A 21,567-nucleotide genomic window follows, 5' to 3' on the forward strand; every position below is an offset into this window, starting at 1 on the left:
GACACCCTGCACCCCGACCGCCTCGCCGAGGCCGCGCTCGCCGTCATCGACCGCGACGGCCTGGCCGGGCTGACCATGCGCGCCGTCGCCACCGAGCTCGCGATGAGCACCATGGCGCTCTACCGCTACGTGGCCGACCGCGACGAGCTCGAACTGCTCGTGGCCGACTGGTGCCTGCGCGATCTCGACACGTCCCCGCCCGCCGATCCGCAATGGACGAACCAGATCAAAACCCTTTCCTTGCGGGTACGGGATCAGGTCGGCGCCCGCCCGCGGGCGGTGCCGCTTCTGATCGCCAATCGCCAGCGCAGCCGCCCGCTGCTGCGCTGGGCCGAGACCGTGGTGACGGTCCTGGCCGGGGCCGGCTTCACCGGCACCGACCGGGTGATCGCGCTGCGGGCGCTGGTCGGATACCTCAACGGCGCCCTGCTCCAGGAACAGCTCGGCGCCCTCGATGGCCCCGGTACCGAGGCCATCGCCGCTCAGACCGATTTCCCGATCATGCGGGAGACCGCTCGCGCCGCCCGCGACGTCTCGCCCGAGCGGGAGTTCGCGGGCGGCCTCGACGTCGTGCTGCGCGGGCTCAGCCGATCGGGTCGGGAACCCGGCGGGCGCCGGCCGAGTTGACCGCGACCAGGACGACCAGCAACACCGCGAGCACCGCGATCGAGCCCGGCACCAACGGCGTCAGCAGGCAGCAGACGACACCGGCCGGGTACGTGGCCAGCAGCAGCCCCCGCTGGTGGGGGCGGATGTGCAGCAGCCAGACGAAGAACAGGTAGACCGCCACCGGCACCGCGATCGCGTACGCGGCCACGGTCCGGGAGATCTCCGCGTGGTGGGTCACGTAGTCGACGTTGACGCCGATGCCGGCGCCGACCGCGGCCGCCGCCGCGAAGATGAAGTAGTGGCCGTAACCCCACATCAGCGACGTCCGCAGCCGGGTGATCAGGTTGTGCGCCGACCGGTCGAAGTACGTCCACCACAGCGCGAAGACGATCACGATGCCGGAGACCGCCAGCATGATCAGTTCGGTCTGATCGGTGCCATCACCCTCGTTGAGGGCACTCTGGAACGCGACCGTCGCCGACAGCACGGCCTCACCCAGCACGATGATCGTGAACAGGCCGTACCGCTCGGTGATGTGATGCGGGTGGTAGGTCGTCGGCCCGCCCGGCGCCGCCTCGGCCCACACCGGCACGGCCAGCTCCAGCAGGGCCAGCGCCACGAAGGCGGGCGTGATCCACGGCGAGTCGTGCGGGATCAGCAGGCGCAGCAGCCAGAGCACCTGGACGACGGTCACACCGATCGCGTACCGGTAGGCGGTCGGCCGGCGCTGCGGGTCGGAGCGGGCCGCCCGCAACCACTGCGACACCAGGGCGAGCCGCATGACCACATACCCGATGGTGATGACCAGGAAGTCGGTCCGTTCGAAGGCCGATTCGACACCGGCCGCCAACACCAGCGCGCCGGCGATCTGCACCAGCGTGGTGATCCGGTAGACGTCGTCGTCGGTGTCGTAGGCCGAGGCGAACCAGGTGAAGTTCATCCACGCCCACCAGATCGCGAAGAACACCGTCAGGTAGCCGTAGAGCCCGTGCCCGACGTGGTGTTCGGCGATGCTGTGGTGCAGCGGCAGGGCGGCCTGGGCCACCGCCACCACGAAACAGAGGTCGAAGAAGAGTTCCAGCGGCGTCGACACGCGGTGCGGCTCGTCGGCCGAGCGCGCCCGCATCGGCGCCAGGAAGTTGCGGACCGGACTCGTCATTCGCGCTCTCCGTCTATGAAATCCCAGTTGAGGAGGGTGAACGGCGCCTCCTCGGAAGCGCCGGCCCGCCGGTACGTGGCGCGGGCCGCGACATTTTCCGGCTCGGTGCCGACCCACATGCCGTAGCAGCCGCCGCGCCGGGCGATCGCCGCCAACTCTTCGACCAGACGGGTGGCGACTCCGTGACCGCGCGCCGCCTCGGTCACACCGAGCTCGTAGATGAACATCTCGGTGCCCTTGTCCGGGTGGGTCAATTCCACCCCCGAAACCATTCCCACGGGTACGCCGTCCTGGTCGTACGCCAGCAGCAGATGGTGTCCCGGGCTGGCGAGAAACCGCTCGGTCGCCCCCGGCAGCGGCGGCGTGTCGAACAGCTCCGCGGCGGCGTACACCGCCGCGGCTTCGATGATCCGCTCGATACGCATGGCGACCACGATAGGTGGCGGGTCCCGTCGTACCCAGGTCGTAGCATGACGCGCATGACCGACGGCTTCGTGCTCGGTGTCGACCTCGGCACGTCGCACACGGTGGCCATGCTGCGCCGCCCCGACGCGCGGACCCGTCCGCTGCTCTCCGACGGCCGCCCGTCGCTGCCGTCGGCGGTCTTCCTCGACCCCACCGGCCGCCTGCACGTCGGCGCCGACGCCCTGCGCCTGGGCCAGGCCGACCCCGGCCGCCTCGAACCCCACCCGAAACGCCACATCGATGCTGACGAGATCATGCTCGGCGACGGCGCCACGATCCCGGTCGCCACCCTGCTGGCCGCCCTGCTCGAGGCGGTGGCCCGCGAGGCGGTCGCCACCGCCGGCTTCCTGCCGCCCGCGGTGATCACCTACCCCGCGTCGTGGGGCGCCCGCCGCCGAGCCGTCCTGACCCGCGCCATCAGCCAGGCCGGCTGGCCGTCCGACACGCTGGGCGCCCCCGCCAAGACCACGCTGGTGACCGAGCCGGTGGCAGCCGCGCGCTACTTCGCCGAAGTCCTGCGCCGCCCCTTGCCCGACACGTCGTCCCTGGCCGTCTTCGACTTCGGCGGCGGCACCCTGGACGTGGCAGTGGTCCGCCGAGAGGGCCCCTCGTTCACGGTGGCAGCTTCCGGCGGAGCCGACGACCTGGGCGGCCTGGACATCGACGCGGCCCTGGCCGACCACCTGGGCAAGTCCCTGAGCGGCGCCGAGCCCGCAGCCTGGCAGTCCTTGACCGAGCCGGTGACGCTGGCCCAGTGGCGCGCCCGCCGCCAGTTCTGGGAGGACATCCGAGGCGCGAAGGAGATGCTGTCCCGAAGCTCCTTCGCCCCCGTCCCGGTCCCCGGCGTAGAACAGGCCGCCCACCTGACCCGCGACGAACTGGAGGCGGCCGCCACCCCTCTGATCCGCCGCGGCGTGGCCGAGGCCGCCACGGTGATCGCCGCCGCCGGCTTGTTCCCCACCGACCTGGCCGGCCTGTTCCTGGTCGGCGGCTCCTCCCGAGTGCCGTTGGTGGCCCGCCTGCTGCACAGCGAACTCGGCATAGCCCCCACAGTCCTGGAACAGCCCGAACTAGCCGTAGCCGAAGGCGCCACCATGGCCGCCGCCCTGCGCTATGCCCCAGCCGTCTCCACCAAAGCCACCCCGCCTCCCACACCGACCACCGCGCCGGACTTCCCACCCCCGATCACCGACACCCAGATCGCCAACACCCCGGTAGACCCGATCTCCCCAGCCGCCGCCACACCACCCACCGCCACACCGCCCGCCGCCGCCACACCGCCCGCCGCCACACCGCCTGCCGCCACACCCCCTGCCGCCACCGCGCCCGCCGCCACACCCCCTGCCGCCACACCGCCCGCCGCCGCCACACCGCCTGCCGCCACACCGCCCGCCGCCACACCCCCTGCCGCCACATCGCCCGCCGCCGCCACACCGCCTGCCGCCACACCGCCCGCCGCCACGCAGCCGACGGCACCGCAGGTCACCGCACAGCCATCGGCGCCGCCCGTCGCGACACCGCCTCACGGCGCACCGCCTGACGCCACACCGCCTGCCGCCGCACCACCGGACGCCGCACCGCCTGCAGCCGCACCACCGGACGCCACACCGCCTGCAGCCGCACCACCGGACGCCGCACCGCGGGACGCCGCACAGCCCGCCACCACACGGCCGGCGGCGCCGCGGGACACCGCACAGCCATCGGCGCCGCCCGTCACGACACCGCCTCACGCCGCACCGCCGGACGCCACACCGCCCGCCGCCGTGCCGCCCGCCGCCGTGCCGCCCGACGCTCCACCCCCCGACGCCCCACCCCCCGACGCCGCCCCGCCCAACGCCGCCCCGCCCAACGCTGCGACCGACAAAACGGACGAGCGCGAGTACATCGAGGCCGTCGACCCGTGGGCCACCGCCGAGGCCGAGGCGATCGCCGCCGGTCACATGCAGCCCTCATCAGCCGCGCCGCTGTCATCAGCCCCGCCACCGTCCGCGCCGCCAAGCGCCCAGCCGTGGTCCGCGCCGTCAAACGCCGGGTCGTCAAACAACGGGCCGTCAGGCCCCGGGCCTTCGAACGCCGGGCCGTGGTCCGCGCCGTCAGCCGCCGGGCCCTCGTCCGCGCCGTCAACCGCAGGGCCGTCGTCCGCGCCGCCGTCTTCCGGGCCGTCAAACGCAGGGTCGTCGTCGTTCACGCCGTCAACCGCAGGGCCGTCGTCCGCCGCGCCCTGGCAGCCGCCGGCGCCGCCACCCGCGTACGCCCCCGAAGCGTCACCCGTCCCCAAGAGCAAGAGACGCCGCACGTGGGTCATCGCCGGGGCCGCGACCCTCGCCGTCGTGCTTGCGGCCGGCTCGGCCCTGGCCTGGACTCTGTGGCCCCGTTACCCCGCCCTCGACTACCACCCCCTCTCCGCCCTTCAGCACCTGCCGGCCGCCGTGCCGATCGGCTCCTCCTGGTCGGACGCCGCCGTGATCGGCGACCGCGTTTATTTCGCCAGCACCGATTACGACAACGGGGACCTCGGTGTCGTTGCCTTCGACGACGGGGCGAAATCCGCCGCCTGGAGCCGGAAGCAGGCCGGCGTCGCCCAGCGCTGGCGCCAGATGGTCGCCCTCCCCGACGGGGTCGCCCTCTTCAGCGACACCGACCTCGACAAGGGCACCCGCGAGGTCGTACTCCTGGACGCCGACAAGGGCGATAAGCGCTGGCAGCGCACGGTCGGCCGCGATGATCTCGTCTACTTCGCGGGCGATCACGCGGTCGTCGCCGACCGGGCGGGGCGGCGCCTTGTCGGCCTGAAGCTCGAAGACGGCAGCGAGGACTGGGTCCGCCCCGATCCCGGCGACTCCACCTCGGCCACCGCCGTCCACCTGGTCACCACTTCCGGCGACCTCGACGGCCCGGCCGGGCTGACCGGCCGCCCGTTCGACGCCGACCTCGGCGACAACCCCCGGCTCGTACAGATCACGCCCGATCGTGAGGCCCGGCTCATCGACGCCAGGACCGGCGCGGTGGTCGCCTCCCGGCAGAGCGTGGCCGGCCCCGACGACGAAGTGGTCGCCCACAACGGTCGCCTGATCGTCCGGGAGGACGAGGCCGCCGACCGCATCGTCACCTATCGGCTCGACAAGCTCGGCGAGCCCGACGTCGCGTACACCGCACGCAGCGCCACCGCCCGGCTCAGCGCCGTCGTTCCCTGCGGCGACGACCGGGTCTGCGCGGTCGAGGGGACCGGCTACGGCGACGAGAACGCCACCGTCGTCGCCCTCGACGTGGCCAAGGGCGAGAAGCTCTGGGAACGCAAGGTCGCCAAGGCCGACACGCTCGTTCCGGTCGGCGAGGCCGTTCTGGCCCGTTCCACGGCGCCGGAGACCACCCTCGTCGACGCCGCCGGCAAGCAGATCTGGACGGGCAAGGCCGACGCCGTACGTCTGGACGCCGCCAACGTCCTCGAGTTCAGCAAGCCGCTCGTCGGCTACGTCGACGACCCCGCCGTCGCCGGCCGGCATCTCGGCGACGACCCGGTGCAGCTCGGCCCCCTTCAGGGCGTCCGCACCAGCTCCTGCGCCTGGAACACGTCGCTGTTGGCCTGCGTCGCCGACGAGGATTTTGTGGTGACCAGCTTCGCCGACTAGAAACCGAGCCGACTAGAAACCGAGCCGGCTAGAAACCGAGCCGGCTGAAACAGAAAGGCGGCCCCCCAACCGGGAGGCCGCCTTTTACTGAAACAGCGTCAGATGCGCACGCCGGTCTCGGCGTTGAACACGTGGAGCGCGTTCGCCTGCGGCTTGACGTAGACGGTCTCGCCCATGTTGGGCATGTGGCGCCGGTCGGTACGGACCGTGAAGCGCTCCGAACCACCCTCGAGCTCGGCGTGGCCGTACACGTTCGCGTCCGAGCCGAGGTCCTCGACGAGGTCGACGACGATCGGGAAGCCACCCTCGTTCTCCGACACCAGGTCGGCGGCCTCGGGGCGGAAGCCGATGGTGACCTTGCCGCCACCGTTCTGCGCGCCCGCCACCTGCTCGCGGGTCAGCGGCACGGCCAGCGTGCCGAAGTGGCCACCCGCCTCGGTCAGCGGAACGGTCTTGATGTTCATGGCGGGCGAGCCCATGAAGCCGGCGACGAAGACGTTGCCGGGGGTGTCGTACAGCGCACGCGGGGTGTCCACCTGCTGGAGCACACCGTCGAGCATGACGGCCACGCGGTGGCCCATCGTCATGGCCTCGACCTGGTCGTGCGTCACGTACACGGTGGTGACGCCCAGCTTGGCCTGCAGCGTGGCGATCTGCGAACGCGTCTGCACACGCAGCTTCGCGTCGAGGTTCGACAGCGGCTCGTCCATGAGGAACACCTGCGGCTCACGCACGATCGCGCGGCCCATGGCGACACGCTGACGCTGACCACCGGAGAGCGCCTTCGGCTTACGCGACAGGTACTCGTCGAGCTGCAGAAGAGCCGCGGCCTCCTTGACTCGGCGGTCGATCTCCGCCTTCGAGGTCTTGCGCAGCTTCAGAGCGAAGGCCATGTTCTCGTACACCGACATGTGCGGGTAGAGAGCGTAGTTCTGGAAGACCATCGCGATGTCGCGCGACTTCGGAGGAAGGTTCGTGACGTCCTTGCCCTCGATGAGGATGCGGCCCCGGTCGACGTCCTCGAGCCCCGCGAGCATGCGCAGCGAGGTGGACTTGCCACAACCGGAGGGACCGACCAGTACGAGGAACTCCCCGTCACCGATCTCGAGATCGAGCTCGTTCACCGCGGGACGCTCAGACCCCGGGTAGATACGAGAGGCCTTGTCATAGGTAACCGTAGCCATGGTGAAGCAACTTCCTTTCCACCGGCAGGAACGTGCCGGACGATCCGAGTGGAAACAGCCCCGTAAACGTAAAGCTTTTTACACGTCATGCCAAGGGCAGCCCATAAGCCCACAGCAGATATGCTGACTCCGCACACACGCCCCTGTAGCTCAGATGGCCAGAGCACCCGTCTTGTAAACGGGAGGTCGTCGGTTCGATCCCGACCGGGGGCTCGCTGGAGCAGGAGTCTGCTTGCAAAAAGCGCAAGCCGGGCCAGCTCGCGTATCTACCTGGGGGCCGAGCCCCCAGACCCCCACGGTGCGGTGGGTGCGGTGGGTGCGGTGGGTGCGGTGGGTGCGGGGCGTTGCGACGGGATCACCCAAGCTCCCGCTCCTAACCTGATCCCAGCAGCGATGACCGAGGGCTGGGGCGGAGCCCCAGGGTCTTCCCCTCGTTGATCAACAGGTGAAGATCAAGTTGTACGCGGCGGTAGCCGCCCTGGTCATGGTCCCGACCCCAGCCGCAGCAGCTCCGGCGAACGGCTGGCCGCAGTCCGGCTACGGACCAGGCAACACCCACTACAGCCCCGCCGAATCAAGGCTCAACGCCGCGACGATCGCCCAGGTCAAGCAGCGCTGGACCCTGGCCACCAGGACTTCGCGCTGCGACACCGGCGTCCGCCCCGTTCTGGACGGAAAGAGCCTCTTCTCCAACGACCCCGGTGGCATCGGCGCCTACGACCCCACAACCGGGAAACGCCGCTGGCACGTGGACCTCCCGCAGACCACCGTCTCCCGGCTGGCCGTGGCCGACGGCAAGCTGCTCATGCTCTCCTCCGAGTGCCGCGTCCCGGCCGACTTCGAAAGCCATCTCACCGCGTACGACCCCGCGAACGGCAAGCGGCTCTGGACCACCGGGCTGAAGAAGTTCAGCTACGACATGCGGATCGACCAGGGCACCATCGTCCTCGACAGCAATCAGGACGGCCTGGCCTCGACCATCGCCTTCGCCGTCGGGGACGGCAAGCAGCGTTGGCTACGCCTCGGTGACCGCGGTGACGGCCTCGTCTCGGCCGGCGGCCGCCTGCTGCTGCGCAAGGCGAGCGGCGGCGCCGTGGCGGTCGCCGTGACCACCGGCAAAACCCTTTGGGAGACCACGAACAACTGGTACGCCGGTGGGACCGACCCGGCCGGCACCCGGTTCTACGTGGGCAGCGCCGAGGGGCTGACTGCCGTCGACGCCGCGACCGGCAAGAAGATCTGGTCGACGAGGCTGCCGGTCAGCGACGTCACCACGGATTCCACTCATGTCTTCTACAGCCAGTACCGCAGCGCCACCGCCCTGGACGCCCGGACCGGCCGCAAGCTCTACTCCGTGCACACCTCGAGCGCCGCCGGCCGCACCTCACGCGCTGGTGGCCTGCTGTACACGCCGACCGATGACGGGCTCGTCGTGGCGAGCGCCGCCACAGGCGCAGCGGTCAAGCAGCCCAAGATCGCCACAAACCGCGACCACCCGCCCGTTGTCGCGGGCGGGTGGCTCTACGTGACCGAGAACGATCGTTTGAAGGCCTATTACTGACCCTGCGTACGGCGGCGGGTGACCTCGGCCAGGGTGACCGCGGCGGCGACGCTGGCGTTCAGCGACTCGACGTCGGAGGCCATCGGGATGCTGACGCGCAGGTCGCACGTCTCGCCGACGAGGCGGGACAGGCCGCGGCCCTCGGAGCCGACGACCACCAGCAGCGGGCCGATGGCGGCTTCGAGCTGGTAGAGGTCGGTTTCGCCGTCGGCGTCGAGGCCGATCGCGGTGAAGCCGGCTTTCTGCGCCGCCTTGACCGCGCGGGTCAGGTTGACCACCTGGGAGACCGGCACCCGGGCGGCCGCGCCGGCGCTGGTGCGCCACGCGGTCGCGGTGATGCCGGCGGCGCGGCGCTCGGTCATGAAGACGCCGTGGCCGCCGAAGGCCGCCACCGAGCGGATGACCGCGCCGACGTTGCGCGGGTCGGTGATGCCGTCGAGCGCGACCAGCAGCGGCGCCGTCTGTTCGAGGGCGGCGGCGATCAGGTCGTCGAATTCCTCGTACGCGAACGGCGGCACCTGCAGGCCGATGCCCTGGTGGAGGACGCCACCGGTCATCCGGTCGAGCTCGTTGCGGCCGATCTCGAGGATCGGGATGCCCCGGTCGCCGGCGGTACGGACGATCTCGGTGACCCGCTCGTCGATGTCGATGCCCTGCGCGACGTACAGCGCCGTGGCCGGCACCGCGGCGCGCAGCGCCTCGACCACCGGGTTGCGGCCGAGCAGCAGCTCGGGGCCTTCCTTGGTCGGGTTGGAGCGGCGCCCGGGCGCGACCCGCGGGCCGCCACGCGAGTTGAACTTGCCGCGCTGCTGCGGCCCTCGCGCCGGGACGCCGCGGCCGCCGCCGCGGCCCCAGGTGGTGTCCTTGCTGCCGGGGACGCCGACCTTGGGCGCGCGGCCCTCGGCGGCCGCCGCGCGGCGCTCCTTGTCCTGCTTACGGGCGGTCTTGTCGGGCAGTTTCTCGGTGCCCGAGTACCCCTTGTGCCATGGGCGCTCGTCGGCGGGCAGGGTGCGTCCCTTGCCCTTGAGGCTCGAGCGGTTCTTGCCGCCCGAACCCATCGAGGCGCCCTTCTTGGCGGTGGCCCGCTTGCTCGCGTTCTGCGAATTTCCCGGCATCAGTGCTCTCCTACCGTCCATCGCGGCCCGGCCGGAGTGTCCTCCACCTGAATTCCCGCGTTCTTGAGCTGGTCGCGCACCGAGTCGGCGGCCGCCCAGTCCTTCCGTGCCCGTGCCTGCGCGCGCTGTTCCAGCGCGAGCTTGACCAGCGCGTCGACGACCGGCTTGAGGTCGCTCTGGGTGGAGCCACCGGTCCATTTCTCGTCGAGCGGGTCGAGGCCGAGCACACCCAGCATCGCGCGGACGGCGGTGAGCGCCCCGCGGATGCCGGCTTCGTCGTTGGCCGTGAGGGCCGTGTTGCCCTCGCGGATGGTGTCGTGCACGATCGCCAGCGCGGCCGACGTGTTGAGGTCGTCGTTCATCGCCGCGGCGAACGGCGGGGGCACGTCTTTGGGACGGCCGGGCCCGACGATCTCGGCGGCGCGCTGGACGAAACCTTCGATGCGGCGGTACGCGGTGGCGGCCTCACGAAGCGCGTCATCGGAGTAGTCGATGCGCGAGCGGTAGTGCGGCGTGGCGAGGTAGTAGCGCACCTCGACCTCGCGGATGCCCAGGGCGCGCACCGCGTCGAGGTCGATCACGTTGCCCAGCGACTTGCTCATCTTGGCCTCGCCGAGGTTGAGCAGCGCGTGGTGCACCCAGTACCGCGCGAACGGCAGCCCGGCCGAACGGGACTGGGCGATCTCGTTCTCGTGGTGGGGGAAGGTCAGGTCGACGCCGCCACCGTGGATGTCGAACTCGTCGCCCAGGTAGCGCCGGGCCATCGCGGAGCACTCGATGTGCCAGCCCGGGCGGCCGCGGCCCCACGGCGACGGCCAGGACGCGTCGGCCGGCTCGTCGGCCTTGACGCCTTTCCACAGGGCGAAGTCGCGGTAGTCGCGCTTGTCGGGCTCGCCGCCGTCGGACGGCGGGCGCATGTCGTCCGGGTTCTGGCCGGAGAGGGCGCCGTACTCCGCGTACGAGGGCACGTCGAAGTAGACGTCGCCGTTGCCGCCGGCCGCCGGGTAGGCCCGGTCGCGCTCGATCAGCGTGGTGATGAGCTCGTGCATCTCGGGGATGTGCGCGGTGGCCAGCGGCTCGTAGGTCGGCGGCAGCACGTTGAGGTCGCGGTAGTTCGCGTCGAGCACGAGCTTGTTGGCGTACGCGATCGACCAGAACGGGCGGCCCTGCGCGTTCGCCTTGTCGAGGATCTTGTCGTCGACGTCGGTGACGTTACGGACGAAGGTGACCTCGTAGTTGGTGTGCAGCAGCCAGCGGCGCAGCACGTCGTAGTTCACCGCCGAGCGGAGGTGACCGATGTGCGGCACTGACTGCACGGTGAGACCACACAGGTAGATACCGACCTGACCGGGCGTCAGCGGGACGAAGTCCCGGACGGATCGGGTCGCGGTGTCGTACAAGCGCAAACTCACCTGACAAGGGTACCGGCCCCGCCAAGCGGGTAACCGCCCCGCCCGAGGGACGGGGCGGGGCGGTTTTCCACACGTTATCCACAGGGCCTAGGGACGGGTCATCCTCAGCACGTCGAGGGCCTCGTCCAGCTGCTCCTCGGTCAACTTGCCGGATTTGAGGTGGCCGCGCTCGATCACCACGTCGCGGATCGACTGGTTCGTCGCGAGGGCGGTCTTCGCGATCGCGGCCGCCTCGTCGTAGCCGAGGTAGCGGTTGAGCGGGGTGACGATCGAGGGCGACCCCTCGGCGTACGCCAAAGCGATCTCGACGTTGGGCTGCAGGCCGTCGACGCAGCGGTCGGCCAGCAGGCGGGACGCGTTGGCCAGCAGGCGGATGGACTCGAGGATGTTGCGGGCCATCACCGGCAGCATCACGTTGAGCTCGAAGTCGCCCTGGGTGCCGGCGAAGGCCACCGTGGCGTCGTTGCCGATCACCTGGGCCGCCACCTGGCGCACCGCCTCGGGCACGACCGGGTTCACCTTGCCCGGCATGATCGACGAGCCCGGCTGCAGGTCGGGCAGGCGCAGCTCGCGCAGTCCGGCCCGCGGTCCGGAGCCCATCCAGCGGATGTCGTTCACGATCTTGTAGAGCCCGACGGCGATCGTCCGGAGCTGACCGGACGCCTCGACCAGGCCGTCGCGCGCGCCCTGCGCCTCGAAGTGGTCGCGGGCCTCGCTCAGCGGCAGGCCGGTGACCTCACGGAGCCGGTCGATGACCTTCGGGGCGAAGCCGGGAGGGGTGTTCACGCCGGTACCGACCGCGGTGCCGCCCAGCGGCAGTTCGGCCAGCCGGGGCAGGGTCGCGCGGAGCCGTTCGATGCCGTTGGCGACCTGCTGCGCGTACCCCGAGAACTCCTGGCCGAGCGTGACCGGCGTGGCGTCCATCAGATGCGTACGCCCGCTCTTGACCACGTCGTCCCAGTCCGCGGCCTTGGCCCGCAGGGCCGAGTGCAGGTGCTCCAGGGCCGGGATGAGGGTCGAGGTCACGGCCTCGGTCGCGGCCAGGTGGATCGAGGACGGGAAGACGTCGTTGCTCGACTGCGAGGCGTTGACGTGGTCGTTCGGGTGTACGGGCCGGCCCAGCTCCCGCGACGCGAGGGTGGCGATGACCTCGTTGGCGTTCATGTTGGACGAGGTGCCCGACCCGGTCTGGAACACGTCGATCGGGAACTGGTCGTCGTAACCGCCCTCGGCCACGTGCGCCGCGGCCGTCGCGATCGCCTTCGCCAGATCGTCGTCGAGCACGCCCAGCGCCGCGTTCACCTGCGCGGCCGCCCCTTTGATCTGAGCCAGTGCCTTGATGTGGGCCGATTCCAGCCCGCGCCCGGAGATGGGGAAGTTCTCCACCGCCCGCTGCGTCTGCGCCCGCCACAGGGCGTCGGCCGGCACCCGGACCTCGCCCATCGTGTCCTTCTCGACCCGGTAACCGCTCTCGTCAGTAGTCGTCACGTCCTTATCGTCTCTCCCCCGGCCCCGGCGCGCCGATGATCCTCGCCACCGAGTTCCGCCAGAAACTTCTCGACGTCCGTCAACTCGGGGGCCTCGATGGCCGCCAGCGCCGTCGCGGCCCGGGCGAACAGCCGCCGGGCCTCGGCCGGGTCCTCGTCGATCAGGCACTCGGCCAGGCCCGCCTCGGCCACCGCGACCCCGTGCGCCAGCCGGAACCGCCACCCGAGCCGCAACGCCTCCTCGAACGCCACCCGCGCGTTCTCGCGGTCACCGGCCAGCAGGAGCGTCGTACCCAGGCCGTGGTGCAGACGTGATCCCTGCCGGGGGTCGGCCAACGGCAGGGCGATCTCGAGGGCGTGGTGGTGCAGGGCGATGGCCTCCTCGAGGTCGCCCTCGCGGGCCACGATCAAGGCCAGGTCGTGGTACGCCTCGGCCTCCGCGTACGGCGAGTTGCCCCGCTGGATCTGCCGCAGACCGGCCATCAGCTGCCGGCGCGCGGCGGCGCCGCCGATCAGCCCCAGCCGGTACTTCACGACGGCGATGCTGGCCAGGCAGTCGCCGATCCGGACGCGATCACCGGTCTCCACCTGCTTCAGAAGGCGCAGCCGCTCGTATCGCAGCGCCTCGGCGTAACGCCCGAGTCGCTGACAGCCGAGGGCTATCGCGTTCAGCTCGTCGGTCTCCGAGCCCCGGCCCATCCGCGGCGAGGGCATCCGCCGCACCTCGAGCGCGAGCTCGACGCTGTTCGTCCACCGGCCGGCGTTGTGGTACACGTTCGCGAGGTTGACCAGCGAGAATCGGATCGCCTCCTGGTCGCCGAGTTCGCGGCGGAGGGCGAGGGACCGCTCCAGGAGCCGCGTCGCCTCGTCCACCTCGGCCCGCCGGAAATGAGCCGACGCCATGTAGTTCAGCACGGCGGCCGTGGCCGCCCGGTCGCCGATGCGCTCGGTCACCTCGAGGGCCCGCTGGTGGGTGGCGCGGATGTCGTCGGGGTAGCCGCGGCGGAACAGATGCAGCCACGAGGCCCGGGCCAGCTGCCACGCGTACCGGGCGAGCTCGGGCTCCCCGGCCGCCGCGTCGATGTATCTCAGCAGCGCGGGCCGTTCCCGTTCGAGCCGGGCGGCCGGATCGGTCACGGCCGCCAGGAGGTCGGGCCGCAGCGGCGCCGGACTTCCGATGTCACGGTCGAGCCGCTGCCGGAACGCCCCTACGTTGGTCGCCGCCGCGGCGTGCAACTGCTGGTCGAGGGCGCCGCGCAGCGCCTCGATGCGCTCCTCGGGCGCCAGCTCGCCCGCCAGCACGGTCGCGAACTCGCGCAGCAGATCGTGCAGCCGGTAGACCTCCGGCTCGCGCTCCTCCAGCAGGTGGACATCGATGAGATCGTCGACGGCCTCCTGCGCGGCGTCGAGCGGCAGGCCGCTGAGCGCGGCCACGGTGAGGATGTCGGCGTCGGCGCCGGGACACACACCGAGAAGACGGAAGACCTGCCGGGCGGGGGCGGTGAGGTGATCGAACGAGAGGGCGAAGGCGCTGACCACCGACCTCTCCTCGGCCGCGAGTTCGGGCAGGGCCGATTCCCGTAACCGCCGTAAGAGGTCGGCCACCCGCCAGCGCGGGCGGTGGGCCAGGCGGGCCCCGGCCAGCCGGATGGCCAGCGGCAGCCCACCGCAGCGGCGCACCACCTCGGCCGCCGCCTCCGGTTCGGCGCCGACCCGCTCGCCCGCTATCCGGGCCAGCAGCGCGACCCCCTCACCGGGCGCCAGCACGGGCAGGGACTCGGTGTGCACACCGTCCAGGCCGAACAGCCGGCGCCGCCCGGTGACCAGCGCCAGACTGCCCGGATCGGTCGGCAGCAGGTCGGCCACCTGCGCGCTGGAGGCCGCGTTGTCGAACAGCACCAGCACCCGCCGCTTGGCCAGTTCGGTACGCCACAGGCCGATCCGGTCGACCAGGGCCGAGGGAATCCGCTCGGCCTCCACACCGAGCTGGCGCAGCAGCACGAGCAGGGCGGCCGCCGGTTCGACCGGGCGCTCGGCGCTGTGGCCGTGCAGGTCGACGAAGAGATGCGCGTCGGGGTAGCGGTCGCCGATGAGCGCCGCCACGTGCAGCGCCAGGGTGGTCTTGCCGCTGCCGGCCATGCCGTCGATCACCGCCACCGCCGGGGCCGGGCCGCCCTGCTCGATCCGGGCGATCAGCCGGGCGACCACGACCGCACGCCCGACGAAGTCGCCGACCGTCCTGGGCAGGCAGCGCACGGCCTCGGCCCGCCGGGGCAGGCTGCCCTTGAGCATTCCCGCGTGCAGGTCCTGCAGCTCCGGGCCGGGATCCACACCGAGCTCGTCCCGCAACGCCGTCCGAGCACGCTGATACTCGGCCAGCGCCTCGGCCGGGCGACCGGCGTGGTGCAGGGCCAGCATCAACTGCCCGCTCAGCTTCTCCTGCAACGGCCACCGGTCGACGGCGGCGGTCAACTCCCCGATCAGATCCTGATCGCCGCCGGTCTCGAGCTCCAGCTGGGCCCAGTCCTGCACCGCCGCGACACGCTGCTGGTCGAGGACCGCGGCGGCGAGCTGAACGGCATGGCTCTCGATGCCGGCCAGCGCGTCACCGCGCCACAGATCGAGGCCCTGACGCAACTTCGCCGGGTCGCGTTCCTCCCGGCCGGCCTTCGCCAGCCGGCCGAACTCCGCCGCGTCGAGCTCACCGGGCGCCGGGTCCAGCCGGTAACCGGCCGGGTCGCTGCGGATGGCGCCGGCCGGCAACACCCGGCGCAGGCGCGAGACGCAGGTCTGCAACTGCCCGCGCGCGGTGGCCGGCGGGTCGGCGCCCCACACCGCGTCGGCCAGCACGCCGACACCCACCACCCGCCCCGGATGCAGCAACAGCATGGCCAGCACGACCCGATCACGGCCCGCCGACACAGTCCCGTCGGTGACGCTGAGTGGGCCGAGGATGCGATATCTCATAGCGCGGCCAGCGATTTCTCGACGTCGCGCAGTTCGGGCGCCGCCAGGGCGGCGAACTCGGCGCGGGCCAGGCCCAGCAGCCGCCGGGCCTCGGCCGGATCCTCGCCGGCCAGGCAGTCGCCGAGCGCGGCCCGCGCCACCGCGATGCGGTACGGCATCCGGGCCTGCCCGCCGAGGCGCAGCGACCGCCCGAACATCTCGCGCGCGGCCAGGTCGTCGCCGGCCAGCCGGAACGTCGTACCCAATCCGTGACAGAACCGGGACTCCTGCTCGCGGTTGTGCACCTGCTCGGCGAAGTCGACGGCCCGCCGTTGCACGCCGATCGCCTCGGCCAGCCGCCCGTCGGCCGCCAGCAACAGCCCCAACTCGTGGTGCGCCTCGGCCTCGCCGTGCGGATATCCGGCCCGCTGGATCAGCCGCAGCGCCGCGCGCACCTGGCGAACGGCCGCGGCCGCGCCGACGTCGCCGAGCTGGTGCTTGAGCACGGCGATGTAGATGAGGCTGGCACCGATCCGGGTGGTGTCGCCGATCTCCAGCCGCGCCAGCAGGCGGAGCCGGAAATAGCGCAGCGCCTCCCGCGGACGGCCGAGGCGCCGGTATCCGTTGCCCAGCGTGTTGAGCTCGTCGCGACCGTGCCGGGCCGCGGCCAACCGGCGTACCTCCAAAGCGGTTTCGATGCTTTCGACCCACCGTCCCGACTCGTGGTGCACCACGGCCAGGTTCGCCATGGCCTGGGTGAGCGCGTCCCGGTCGCCGAGCTCGCGGCGGATGGCGATGCAGCGCTGCAGCAGCGGGACCGCCTCGTCGTTGCGGGACCGGCGGCAGTGCACCGAGGCCAGGTAGTTCAGCACGGTCGCGGTCGCGGCGCGGTCCCCGCCCCGCTCCAGCATCGCCAGACTCCGTTCGAGCAGGCTGTGGACGTCGTCGAGATAGGCCCGCATGTAAAGGTGACGCCAGGCCGCGCGGGGCAGCTGCCAGGCGTAATGGGCCAGTTCCGGCACGGCGGCCGCCGCACCGGCGTACCGGCCGAGCTGGGGCCGCTCCCGGTCGAGCCGGGCGGCGGGATCGGTCACCGCCGCGAGCAGGTCCGGTCGCAGCGGTGTGAGCACGCCGATGTCGCGTTCGACCCCTTCCCGGTACGCGGGCAGATTGGTCGCCGCCGCGGCCTGCAGCTGCTGGTCGAGCACTCCGCGCAGCGCCTCGGTCCGCTCGCCGGCCGGGATCTCGGCCGCGAGCGCCGCCGCGAACTCGCGCAGCAGGTCGTGCATCCGGTAGACGCCGGGCTCGGGCTCGTCGACCAGGTGCACGTCGACCAGGTCGTCGAGAACGTCCCGCGCGCCGTCCAGCGTCAAACCGGTCAACGCGGCCGCGGCGAGCGCGTCGAACTCCGTACCCGGGCAGAGCCCGAGCACCCGGAACACCCGCCGGACGTGGTCGGGCAGCTGCTGGTACGACATGGCGAAGGCGCCGGCCACGGACCGGTCCTCGGCCGCCAGCTCGGGCAGCGCCGACTCACCCAGCCGTCGGGCCAGGTCGGCGACCCGCCATCGTGGACGGTGGGCCAGCCGGGACCCGGCGAGCCGGAGGGCCAGCGGCAGGCCGCCACAGCGCCGGACCACCTCCGCCGCCGCCTCCGGTTCGGCGCCGACCCGCCCACCGCCGACGATCCGGGCCAGCATCGCCACCGCCTCGGCTTGCGGAAGCACAGTGAGCGACTCGGGATGCACACCGTCCAGCCCGATCAGGCGCCGCCGCCCGGTGATCACGGCCAGACTGCCCGGCGCGGTCGGCAGCAGGTCGGCCACCTGGGCGCTGGAGGCCGCGTTGTCGAACAGCACCAGCACCCGCCGCTTGGCCAGTTCGGTACGCCACAGGCCGATCCGGTCGACGAGATCCGGCGGGATCCGCTCGGCGTCGACACCGAGCTGCCGCAGCAGCACCAGCAGGGCGGCCGCCGGTTGCACCGGGCGCTCGGCGCTGTGGCCGTGCAGGTCGACGAACAGGTGCGCGTCCGGGTAGCGCTCGCCGAGCAGGGCGGCCACGTGCAGGGCCAGCGTGGTCTTGCCGCTACCGGCCATGCCGTCGATCACCGCCACCACCGGCTGGTCTCCGGCCGCCGCCTCGATCGCGGTCACCAGACGGCGTACCGTCGCCTCGCGCCCGACGAAATCGCCGACCGTCCTGGGCAGGCAGCGTACGGCCTCGGCCCGCCGGGGCAGGCTGCCCTTGAGCATTCCCGCGTGCAGGTCCTGCAGCTCCGGGCCGGGATCCACACCGAGCTCGTCCCGCAACGCCGTCCGAGCACGCTGATACTCGGCCAGCGCCTCGGCCGGCCGGCCGGCGTGGTGCAGGGCCAGCATCAACTGCCCGCTCAGCTTCTCCTGCAACGGCCACCGGTCGACGGCGGCGGTCAACTCCCCGATCAGATCCTGATCGCCGCCGGTCTCGAGCTCCAGCTGAGCCCAGTCCTGCACCGCCGCGACACGCTGCTGGTCGAGGACCGCGGCGGCGAGCTGAACGGCATGGCTCTCGATGCCGGCCAGCGCGTCGCCACGCCACAAGGCCAGACCTTCGCGCAACGGGGTGAGGTCGCGGCGCTCACGCCCGGCGGCCACGAGCCGGGCGAACTCGGCGGCGTCGAGCTCGCCCGGGCCCGGATCGAGCTGGTAGCCCGCCGGGTCACTGCGGATCGCGCCCGGCGGCAACGACCGGCGCAGGCGGGAGACGCAAGTCTGCAACTGCCCGCGCGCGGTAGCCGGTGGGCCGGCGCCCCACACCGCGTCGGCCAGCGTGGCGACGCTCAGCACGCGGCCGGGATGCAGCAGCAGCATGGCCAGCACGATGCGATCGCGGCCGGCCGTGATCGTGACCGGGCGACCGTCGACCTCGACCGAGAGGGGGCCGAGGACGCCGTACCGCACGCCGGTCACCCCAGCGCTCCGAGCGCCGCCAGGGACTTCTCGACGTCGCGCACCTCGGGCGCCGACAGCGCGGCCAGTTGTGCCCGGGCCTGCTCAAGCAGGCGCAGGGCCTCGACCCGATCCGTGGTCATCAGGGACTCGCCGAGTCCGGCGCGCGCGCACGCGATCGGGTACGGAAGCCGTGACCGCAGGGCCAGCCGCAGCGCCCGCTCGAACATCGCCCGCGCCGCCGGGCCGTCACCGGCTCGCAGGTACGTCGTACCCAGGCCGTGGCACAGCTTCGACTCCTGCATCGGGTCGTGCAGCCGCTGGGAGATCTCGATGGCCCGGCGATGGGCCGCCACCGCCTCTTTCGTGCGGCCCTCGACGCCGAGCAGCATCGCGAGTTCGTGGTTGGCCTCGGCGACGCCGATCGGATAGCCGGTCCGCTCGTACAGGCGCAGCGCGGCCGTCACCTGCCGTCGCGCCGCCGCCGGGCCGACCCGGCCCGTCCGGTGCTTGAGCACGGCCAGGTTGATCAGGGCGTCGCCGATCCGGGCCGGATCGCCACTGTCCAGATAGGTCAGAAGGCGCAGGCGGTGATGGCGTATCGCCTCGCTGTAGCGCCCGAGGCGCTGATAGCTCAGGGCCAGGAGGTTGAGCTCGTCGCGGGCCTGCTCGGCCACGTTCCGCCGGCGTACGGATTGCGCGGTGGCGATCGCCTTCTCCCACTGGCCGGCCGAGTGCAGCACCCCGCCCAGGTTGACCATCGAGCGCACCGCGGCCCGCCGTTCGCCCAGCTCCTCGCGGATGGCGATGCACCGTTCCAGAAGTCGTACGGCCTCGTCGGTCTCGGCCCGGCGGTAATGCGCGGAGGCCAGATAGTTGAGCACGGTCGCGATCGCCGAACGGTCACCGCTCTGCTCGACCGACCGCAGCGCCCGCGAGTTCAGGCTGTGCACGTCGTCGAGGTAGCCGTGGAACCACAGGTACCGCCATGCGGAACGGGCCAGCCGCCAGGCGTAGGGAAGCAGTGCCGGATCGCCGGCGGCGGCAACGACGTAGGCCTCGAGGTTGATCCGCTCCCGGTCGAGGCGCGCCTCCGGGCCGTCGAGCGCGTTCCGCAGATCGGGCCGCAACGGCTCGGGCGAGCCGATGTCCCGGTCCAGAGCGTCCCGGTACGCGGGCAGGCAGGTCGCCACCACCGCGTGCAGCTGCTGGTCGAGCACTCCGCGCAGCGCCTCGGTCCGTTCGGCCGGCGCCAGCTCGGCGGCGAGCGCCGCCGCAAACTCGCGCAGCAGGTCGTGCATCCGGTAGACGCCGGGCTCGGGCTCGTCGACCAGGTGAACATCGACCAGGTCGTCGAGGACGTCCTGCGCGCCGTTCAGGGGAAGACCGCTCAGCGCGGCCACCGCGAGCGCGTCGAATCCGTTGCCGGGACAGATGCCCAGCAGCCGGAACACCCTTTTGACGGCATCGGGCAACTGGCTGTACGACACCGCGAAGGCGCTGGCCACCGAACGGTCCTCCGCCGCCAGCTCGGGCAGCGCCGACTCGCCCAGCCGGCGGACCAGGTCGGCCACCCGCCACCGTGCACGGTGGGCCAGCCGCGCACCGGCCAGCCGTACGGCCAGGGGCAGGCCTCCGCAGCGCCGGACCACCTCGGCCGCCGCCTCAGGTTCCCTGGACACCCGGCCGCCGACGATCCGGGCCAGCAGCGCGATCGCCTCGTCGTGCGGGAGGACGGCCAGCGATTCCGGATGCACGCCGTCCAGGCCGACCAGCCGCCGGCGGCTGGTGACCAGGGCCAGACTGTCCGGCGCGGTCGGCAGCAGGTCGGCCACCTGGACGCTGGAGGCGGCGTTGTCGAACAGCACCAGCACCCGCCGCTTGGCCAGCTCGGTACGCCACAGGCCGATCCGGTCGACGAGATCCGGCGGGACCCGCTCGGCGTCGACACCGAGCTGCCGCAGCAGCACGAGCAGCGCCGCGCCCGGCTCGAGCGGCCGTTCGGCGCTGTGGCCGTGCAGGTCGACGAACAGGTGCGCGTCCGGGTAGCGCTCGCCGACCAGGGCGGCCACGTGCAGGGCCAGGGTGGTCTTGCCGCTGCCGGCCATGCCGTCGATCACCGCCACCGCCGGCTGATCGCCGGCCGCGGCCCCGATCGCCGCCACCAGGCTCCGCACCGTAGCGTCGCGGCCGGTGAAGTCGCCGACCGTTCGCGGCAGGCAGCGGACCGGCTCCGCTCTGTTCGGAGCCACCGGAAGATCCCCGGCCAGCATTCCCTGGTGCAGCCGCTGAAGTTCGGCACCGGGCTCAATGCCCAGTTCGTCACGCAGCACCCGGCGCGCACGCCGGAACCCGGCCAGCGCGTCGGCCTGCCGCCCGGACCGGTGGAGCGCGGTCATCAGTTGCCCGCGCAGCCGTTCGCGCAGCGGATAGCGCTCGACCAGCTCGGCCAGGACACCGGCCAGCTCCCGGCCACGACCGGCGTCGAGTTCGAGGTCGACCCACTCCTCGGTCGCGGCCACACAACGCTCGTCGAGCATCGCGCCCGCCCCGCGGACGGCCTCGCTCTCGGTCTCGGCGAGCGAGGGGCCACGCCAAAAATCAAGCGCTTGACGGTACGCACGGCGAGCGGCACCCGAATCCTCGGCCGACCTGGCCTCGGCCACCAGAAGGTCGAAGGCGGCCACATCGAGATCGCCGGAGCCGGCGTCGATCCGGTAGCCGGCCGGATCGGTACGGATCGTGCCCGGCGGCAGAATCCGGCGCAGACGGGACACGCAGCTCTGAAGCTGACCTCGGGCCGTGACCGGCGGATCGGCGCCCCACACCGCCTCGGCCAGCACGCCGGCGCCGAGTACCCGACCAGGGTGAAGCAACAGCATGGCCAGCACGATGCGATCACGGCCCGCCGTAATGGTGACTTCGTGTCCGTCCACGGTGACGGACAGTGGCCCGAGAATGCGATACCGCATGCCGGTCTCCCAGCCCCTCCGGTCTATTCGCCCCTCCGGTCGAGACATCGAGCTTAGTTGAGCGACGAGAGCGGAACGACAGTGGAACAACAGCGGCG

The 21,567-nt window shown here is 72.1% G+C and carries 12 protein-coding genes and 1 tRNA gene; 4 read left to right on the forward strand and 9 right to left on the reverse strand.

The features are described 5' to 3' along the window. Positions 1-6 precede the first annotated feature (6 nt). The gene (locus ACGFJ7_RS06505; RefSeq protein ID WP_392641319.1) at positions 7-627 is read left to right on the forward strand and encodes a TetR/AcrR family transcriptional regulator; all 621 of its coding nucleotides are present in this window, start codon (positions 7-9) and stop codon (positions 625-627) included. On the opposite strand, the gene ACGFJ7_RS06510 is transcribed toward ACGFJ7_RS06505, so the two are convergent. Both ACGFJ7_RS06510 and ACGFJ7_RS06515 read right to left on the reverse strand, forming a co-directional pair. Further along, positions 584-1,768 (reverse strand): low temperature requirement protein A, encoded by a 1,185-nt coding sequence (locus tag ACGFJ7_RS06510; RefSeq protein WP_360247125.1) that lies wholly within the window; start codon positions 1,766-1,768, stop codon positions 584-586. The genes ACGFJ7_RS06505 and ACGFJ7_RS06510 overlap by 44 nt on opposite strands. Further along, positions 1,765-2,193, reverse strand: a complete 429-nt coding sequence (locus ACGFJ7_RS06515; protein ID WP_360247127.1) for a GNAT family N-acetyltransferase — start codon at positions 2,191-2,193, stop codon at positions 1,765-1,767. Before ACGFJ7_RS06515 ends, ACGFJ7_RS06510 begins: the two co-directional genes overlap by 4 nt. A 54-nt stretch (positions 2,194-2,247) precedes the next feature. Between ACGFJ7_RS06515 and ACGFJ7_RS06520 the strand changes: the two genes are divergently transcribed. Beyond that, positions 2,248-5,862 (forward strand): Hsp70 family protein, encoded by a 3,615-nt coding sequence (locus ACGFJ7_RS06520; RefSeq protein WP_392641161.1) that lies wholly within the window; start codon positions 2,248-2,250, stop codon positions 5,860-5,862. Between the two features lie 98 nt (positions 5,863-5,960). Here ACGFJ7_RS06520 and ACGFJ7_RS06525 read toward each other — a convergent pair whose 3' ends face one another. Further along, positions 5,961-7,046, reverse strand: a complete 1,086-nt coding sequence (locus tag ACGFJ7_RS06525) for a sn-glycerol-3-phosphate ABC transporter ATP-binding protein UgpC (RefSeq protein ID WP_360247131.1) — start codon at positions 7,044-7,046, stop codon at positions 5,961-5,963. Between the two features lie 139 nt (positions 7,047-7,185). Here ACGFJ7_RS06525 and ACGFJ7_RS06530 point away from each other — a divergent pair. Together ACGFJ7_RS06530 and ACGFJ7_RS06535 are read left to right on the forward strand one after the other, a co-directional pair. Further along, positions 7,186-7,259 (forward strand) — tRNA-Thr (locus tag ACGFJ7_RS06530). A 232-nt stretch (positions 7,260-7,491) separates the two neighbouring features. Then, positions 7,492-8,607 carry a PQQ-binding-like beta-propeller repeat protein gene (locus ACGFJ7_RS06535; RefSeq protein WP_392641163.1) on the forward strand — a complete coding sequence of 372 codons (1,116 nt, stop codon included), beginning with the start codon at positions 7,492-7,494 and terminating at the stop codon, positions 8,605-8,607. On the opposite strand, the gene rlmB is transcribed toward ACGFJ7_RS06535, so the two are convergent. The 6 genes from rlmB to ACGFJ7_RS06565 all read right to left on the reverse strand — a co-directional run bounded on the left by rlmB (position 8,601) and on the right by ACGFJ7_RS06565 (position 21,517). Continuing rightward, positions 8,601-9,722 (reverse strand): 23S rRNA (guanosine(2251)-2'-O)-methyltransferase RlmB, encoded by a 1,122-nt coding sequence (gene rlmB, locus ACGFJ7_RS06540; RefSeq protein WP_360247135.1) that lies wholly within the window; start codon positions 9,720-9,722, stop codon positions 8,601-8,603. The genes ACGFJ7_RS06535 and rlmB overlap by 7 nt on opposite strands. Next, a complete protein-coding gene (gene cysS / locus ACGFJ7_RS06545; protein WP_360247137.1) occupies positions 9,722-11,134 on the reverse strand; it encodes a cysteine--tRNA ligase in 1,413 nt (470 codons plus the stop codon). Before cysS ends, rlmB begins: the two co-directional genes overlap by 1 nt. A gap of 87 nt (positions 11,135-11,221) precedes the next feature. Beyond that, a complete protein-coding gene (locus ACGFJ7_RS06550; RefSeq protein WP_392641321.1) occupies positions 11,222-12,577 on the reverse strand; it encodes a class II fumarate hydratase in 1,356 nt (451 codons plus the stop codon). A gap of 41 nt (positions 12,578-12,618) precedes the next feature. Continuing rightward, on the reverse strand, positions 12,619-15,588 hold the full coding sequence (locus tag ACGFJ7_RS06555; RefSeq protein WP_392641166.1) for a BTAD domain-containing putative transcriptional regulator: 2,970 nt from the start codon (positions 15,586-15,588) through the stop codon (positions 12,619-12,621). Then, on the reverse strand, positions 15,585-18,509 hold the full coding sequence (locus ACGFJ7_RS06560) for a BTAD domain-containing putative transcriptional regulator (RefSeq protein WP_360247143.1): 2,925 nt from the start codon (positions 18,507-18,509) through the stop codon (positions 15,585-15,587). Before ACGFJ7_RS06560 ends, ACGFJ7_RS06555 begins: the two co-directional genes overlap by 4 nt. Positions 18,510-18,514: 5 nt before the next feature. Further along, complete coding sequence (locus tag ACGFJ7_RS06565) at positions 18,515-21,517, reverse strand: BTAD domain-containing putative transcriptional regulator (RefSeq protein WP_392641168.1); 3,003 nt, start codon at positions 21,515-21,517, stop codon at positions 18,515-18,517. Between the last annotated feature and the right edge of the window lie 50 nt (positions 21,518-21,567).

The organism is Actinoplanes sp. NPDC048988, assembly GCF_043197815.1.
Lineage (GTDB): Bacteria > Actinomycetota > Actinomycetes > Mycobacteriales > Micromonosporaceae > Actinoplanes.

Excerpts from the sequence above, each read along its gene's own strand:
- ACGFJ7_RS06510 (WP_360247125.1), bottom strand. The coding sequence starts at position 1,768 with ATGACGAGTCCGGTCCGCAACTTCCTGGCGCCGATGCGGGCGCGCTCG.
- ACGFJ7_RS06515 (WP_360247127.1), bottom strand. The coding sequence starts at position 2,193 with ATGCGTATCGAGCGGATCATCGAAGCCGCGGCGGTGTACGCCGCCGCG.
- ACGFJ7_RS06520 (WP_392641161.1), top strand. The coding sequence starts at position 2,248 with ATGACCGACGGCTTCGTGCTCGGTGTCGACCTCGGCACGTCGCACACG.
- ACGFJ7_RS06525 (WP_360247131.1), bottom strand. The coding sequence starts at position 7,046 with ATGGCTACGGTTACCTATGACAAGGCCTCTCGTATCTACCCGGGGTCT.
- rlmB (WP_360247135.1), bottom strand. The coding sequence starts at position 9,722 with ATGCCGGGAAATTCGCAGAACGCGAGCAAGCGGGCCACCGCCAAGAAG.
- ACGFJ7_RS06550 (WP_392641321.1), bottom strand. The coding sequence starts at position 12,577 with ATGGGCGAGGTCCGGGTGCCGGCCGACGCCCTGTGGCGGGCGCAGACG.
- ACGFJ7_RS06555 (WP_392641166.1), bottom strand. The coding sequence starts at position 15,588 with ATGAGATATCGCATCCTCGGCCCACTCAGCGTCACCGACGGGACTGTG.
- ACGFJ7_RS06565 (WP_392641168.1), bottom strand. The coding sequence starts at position 21,517 with ATGTCTCGACCGGAGGGGCGAATAGACCGGAGGGGCTGGGAGACCGGC.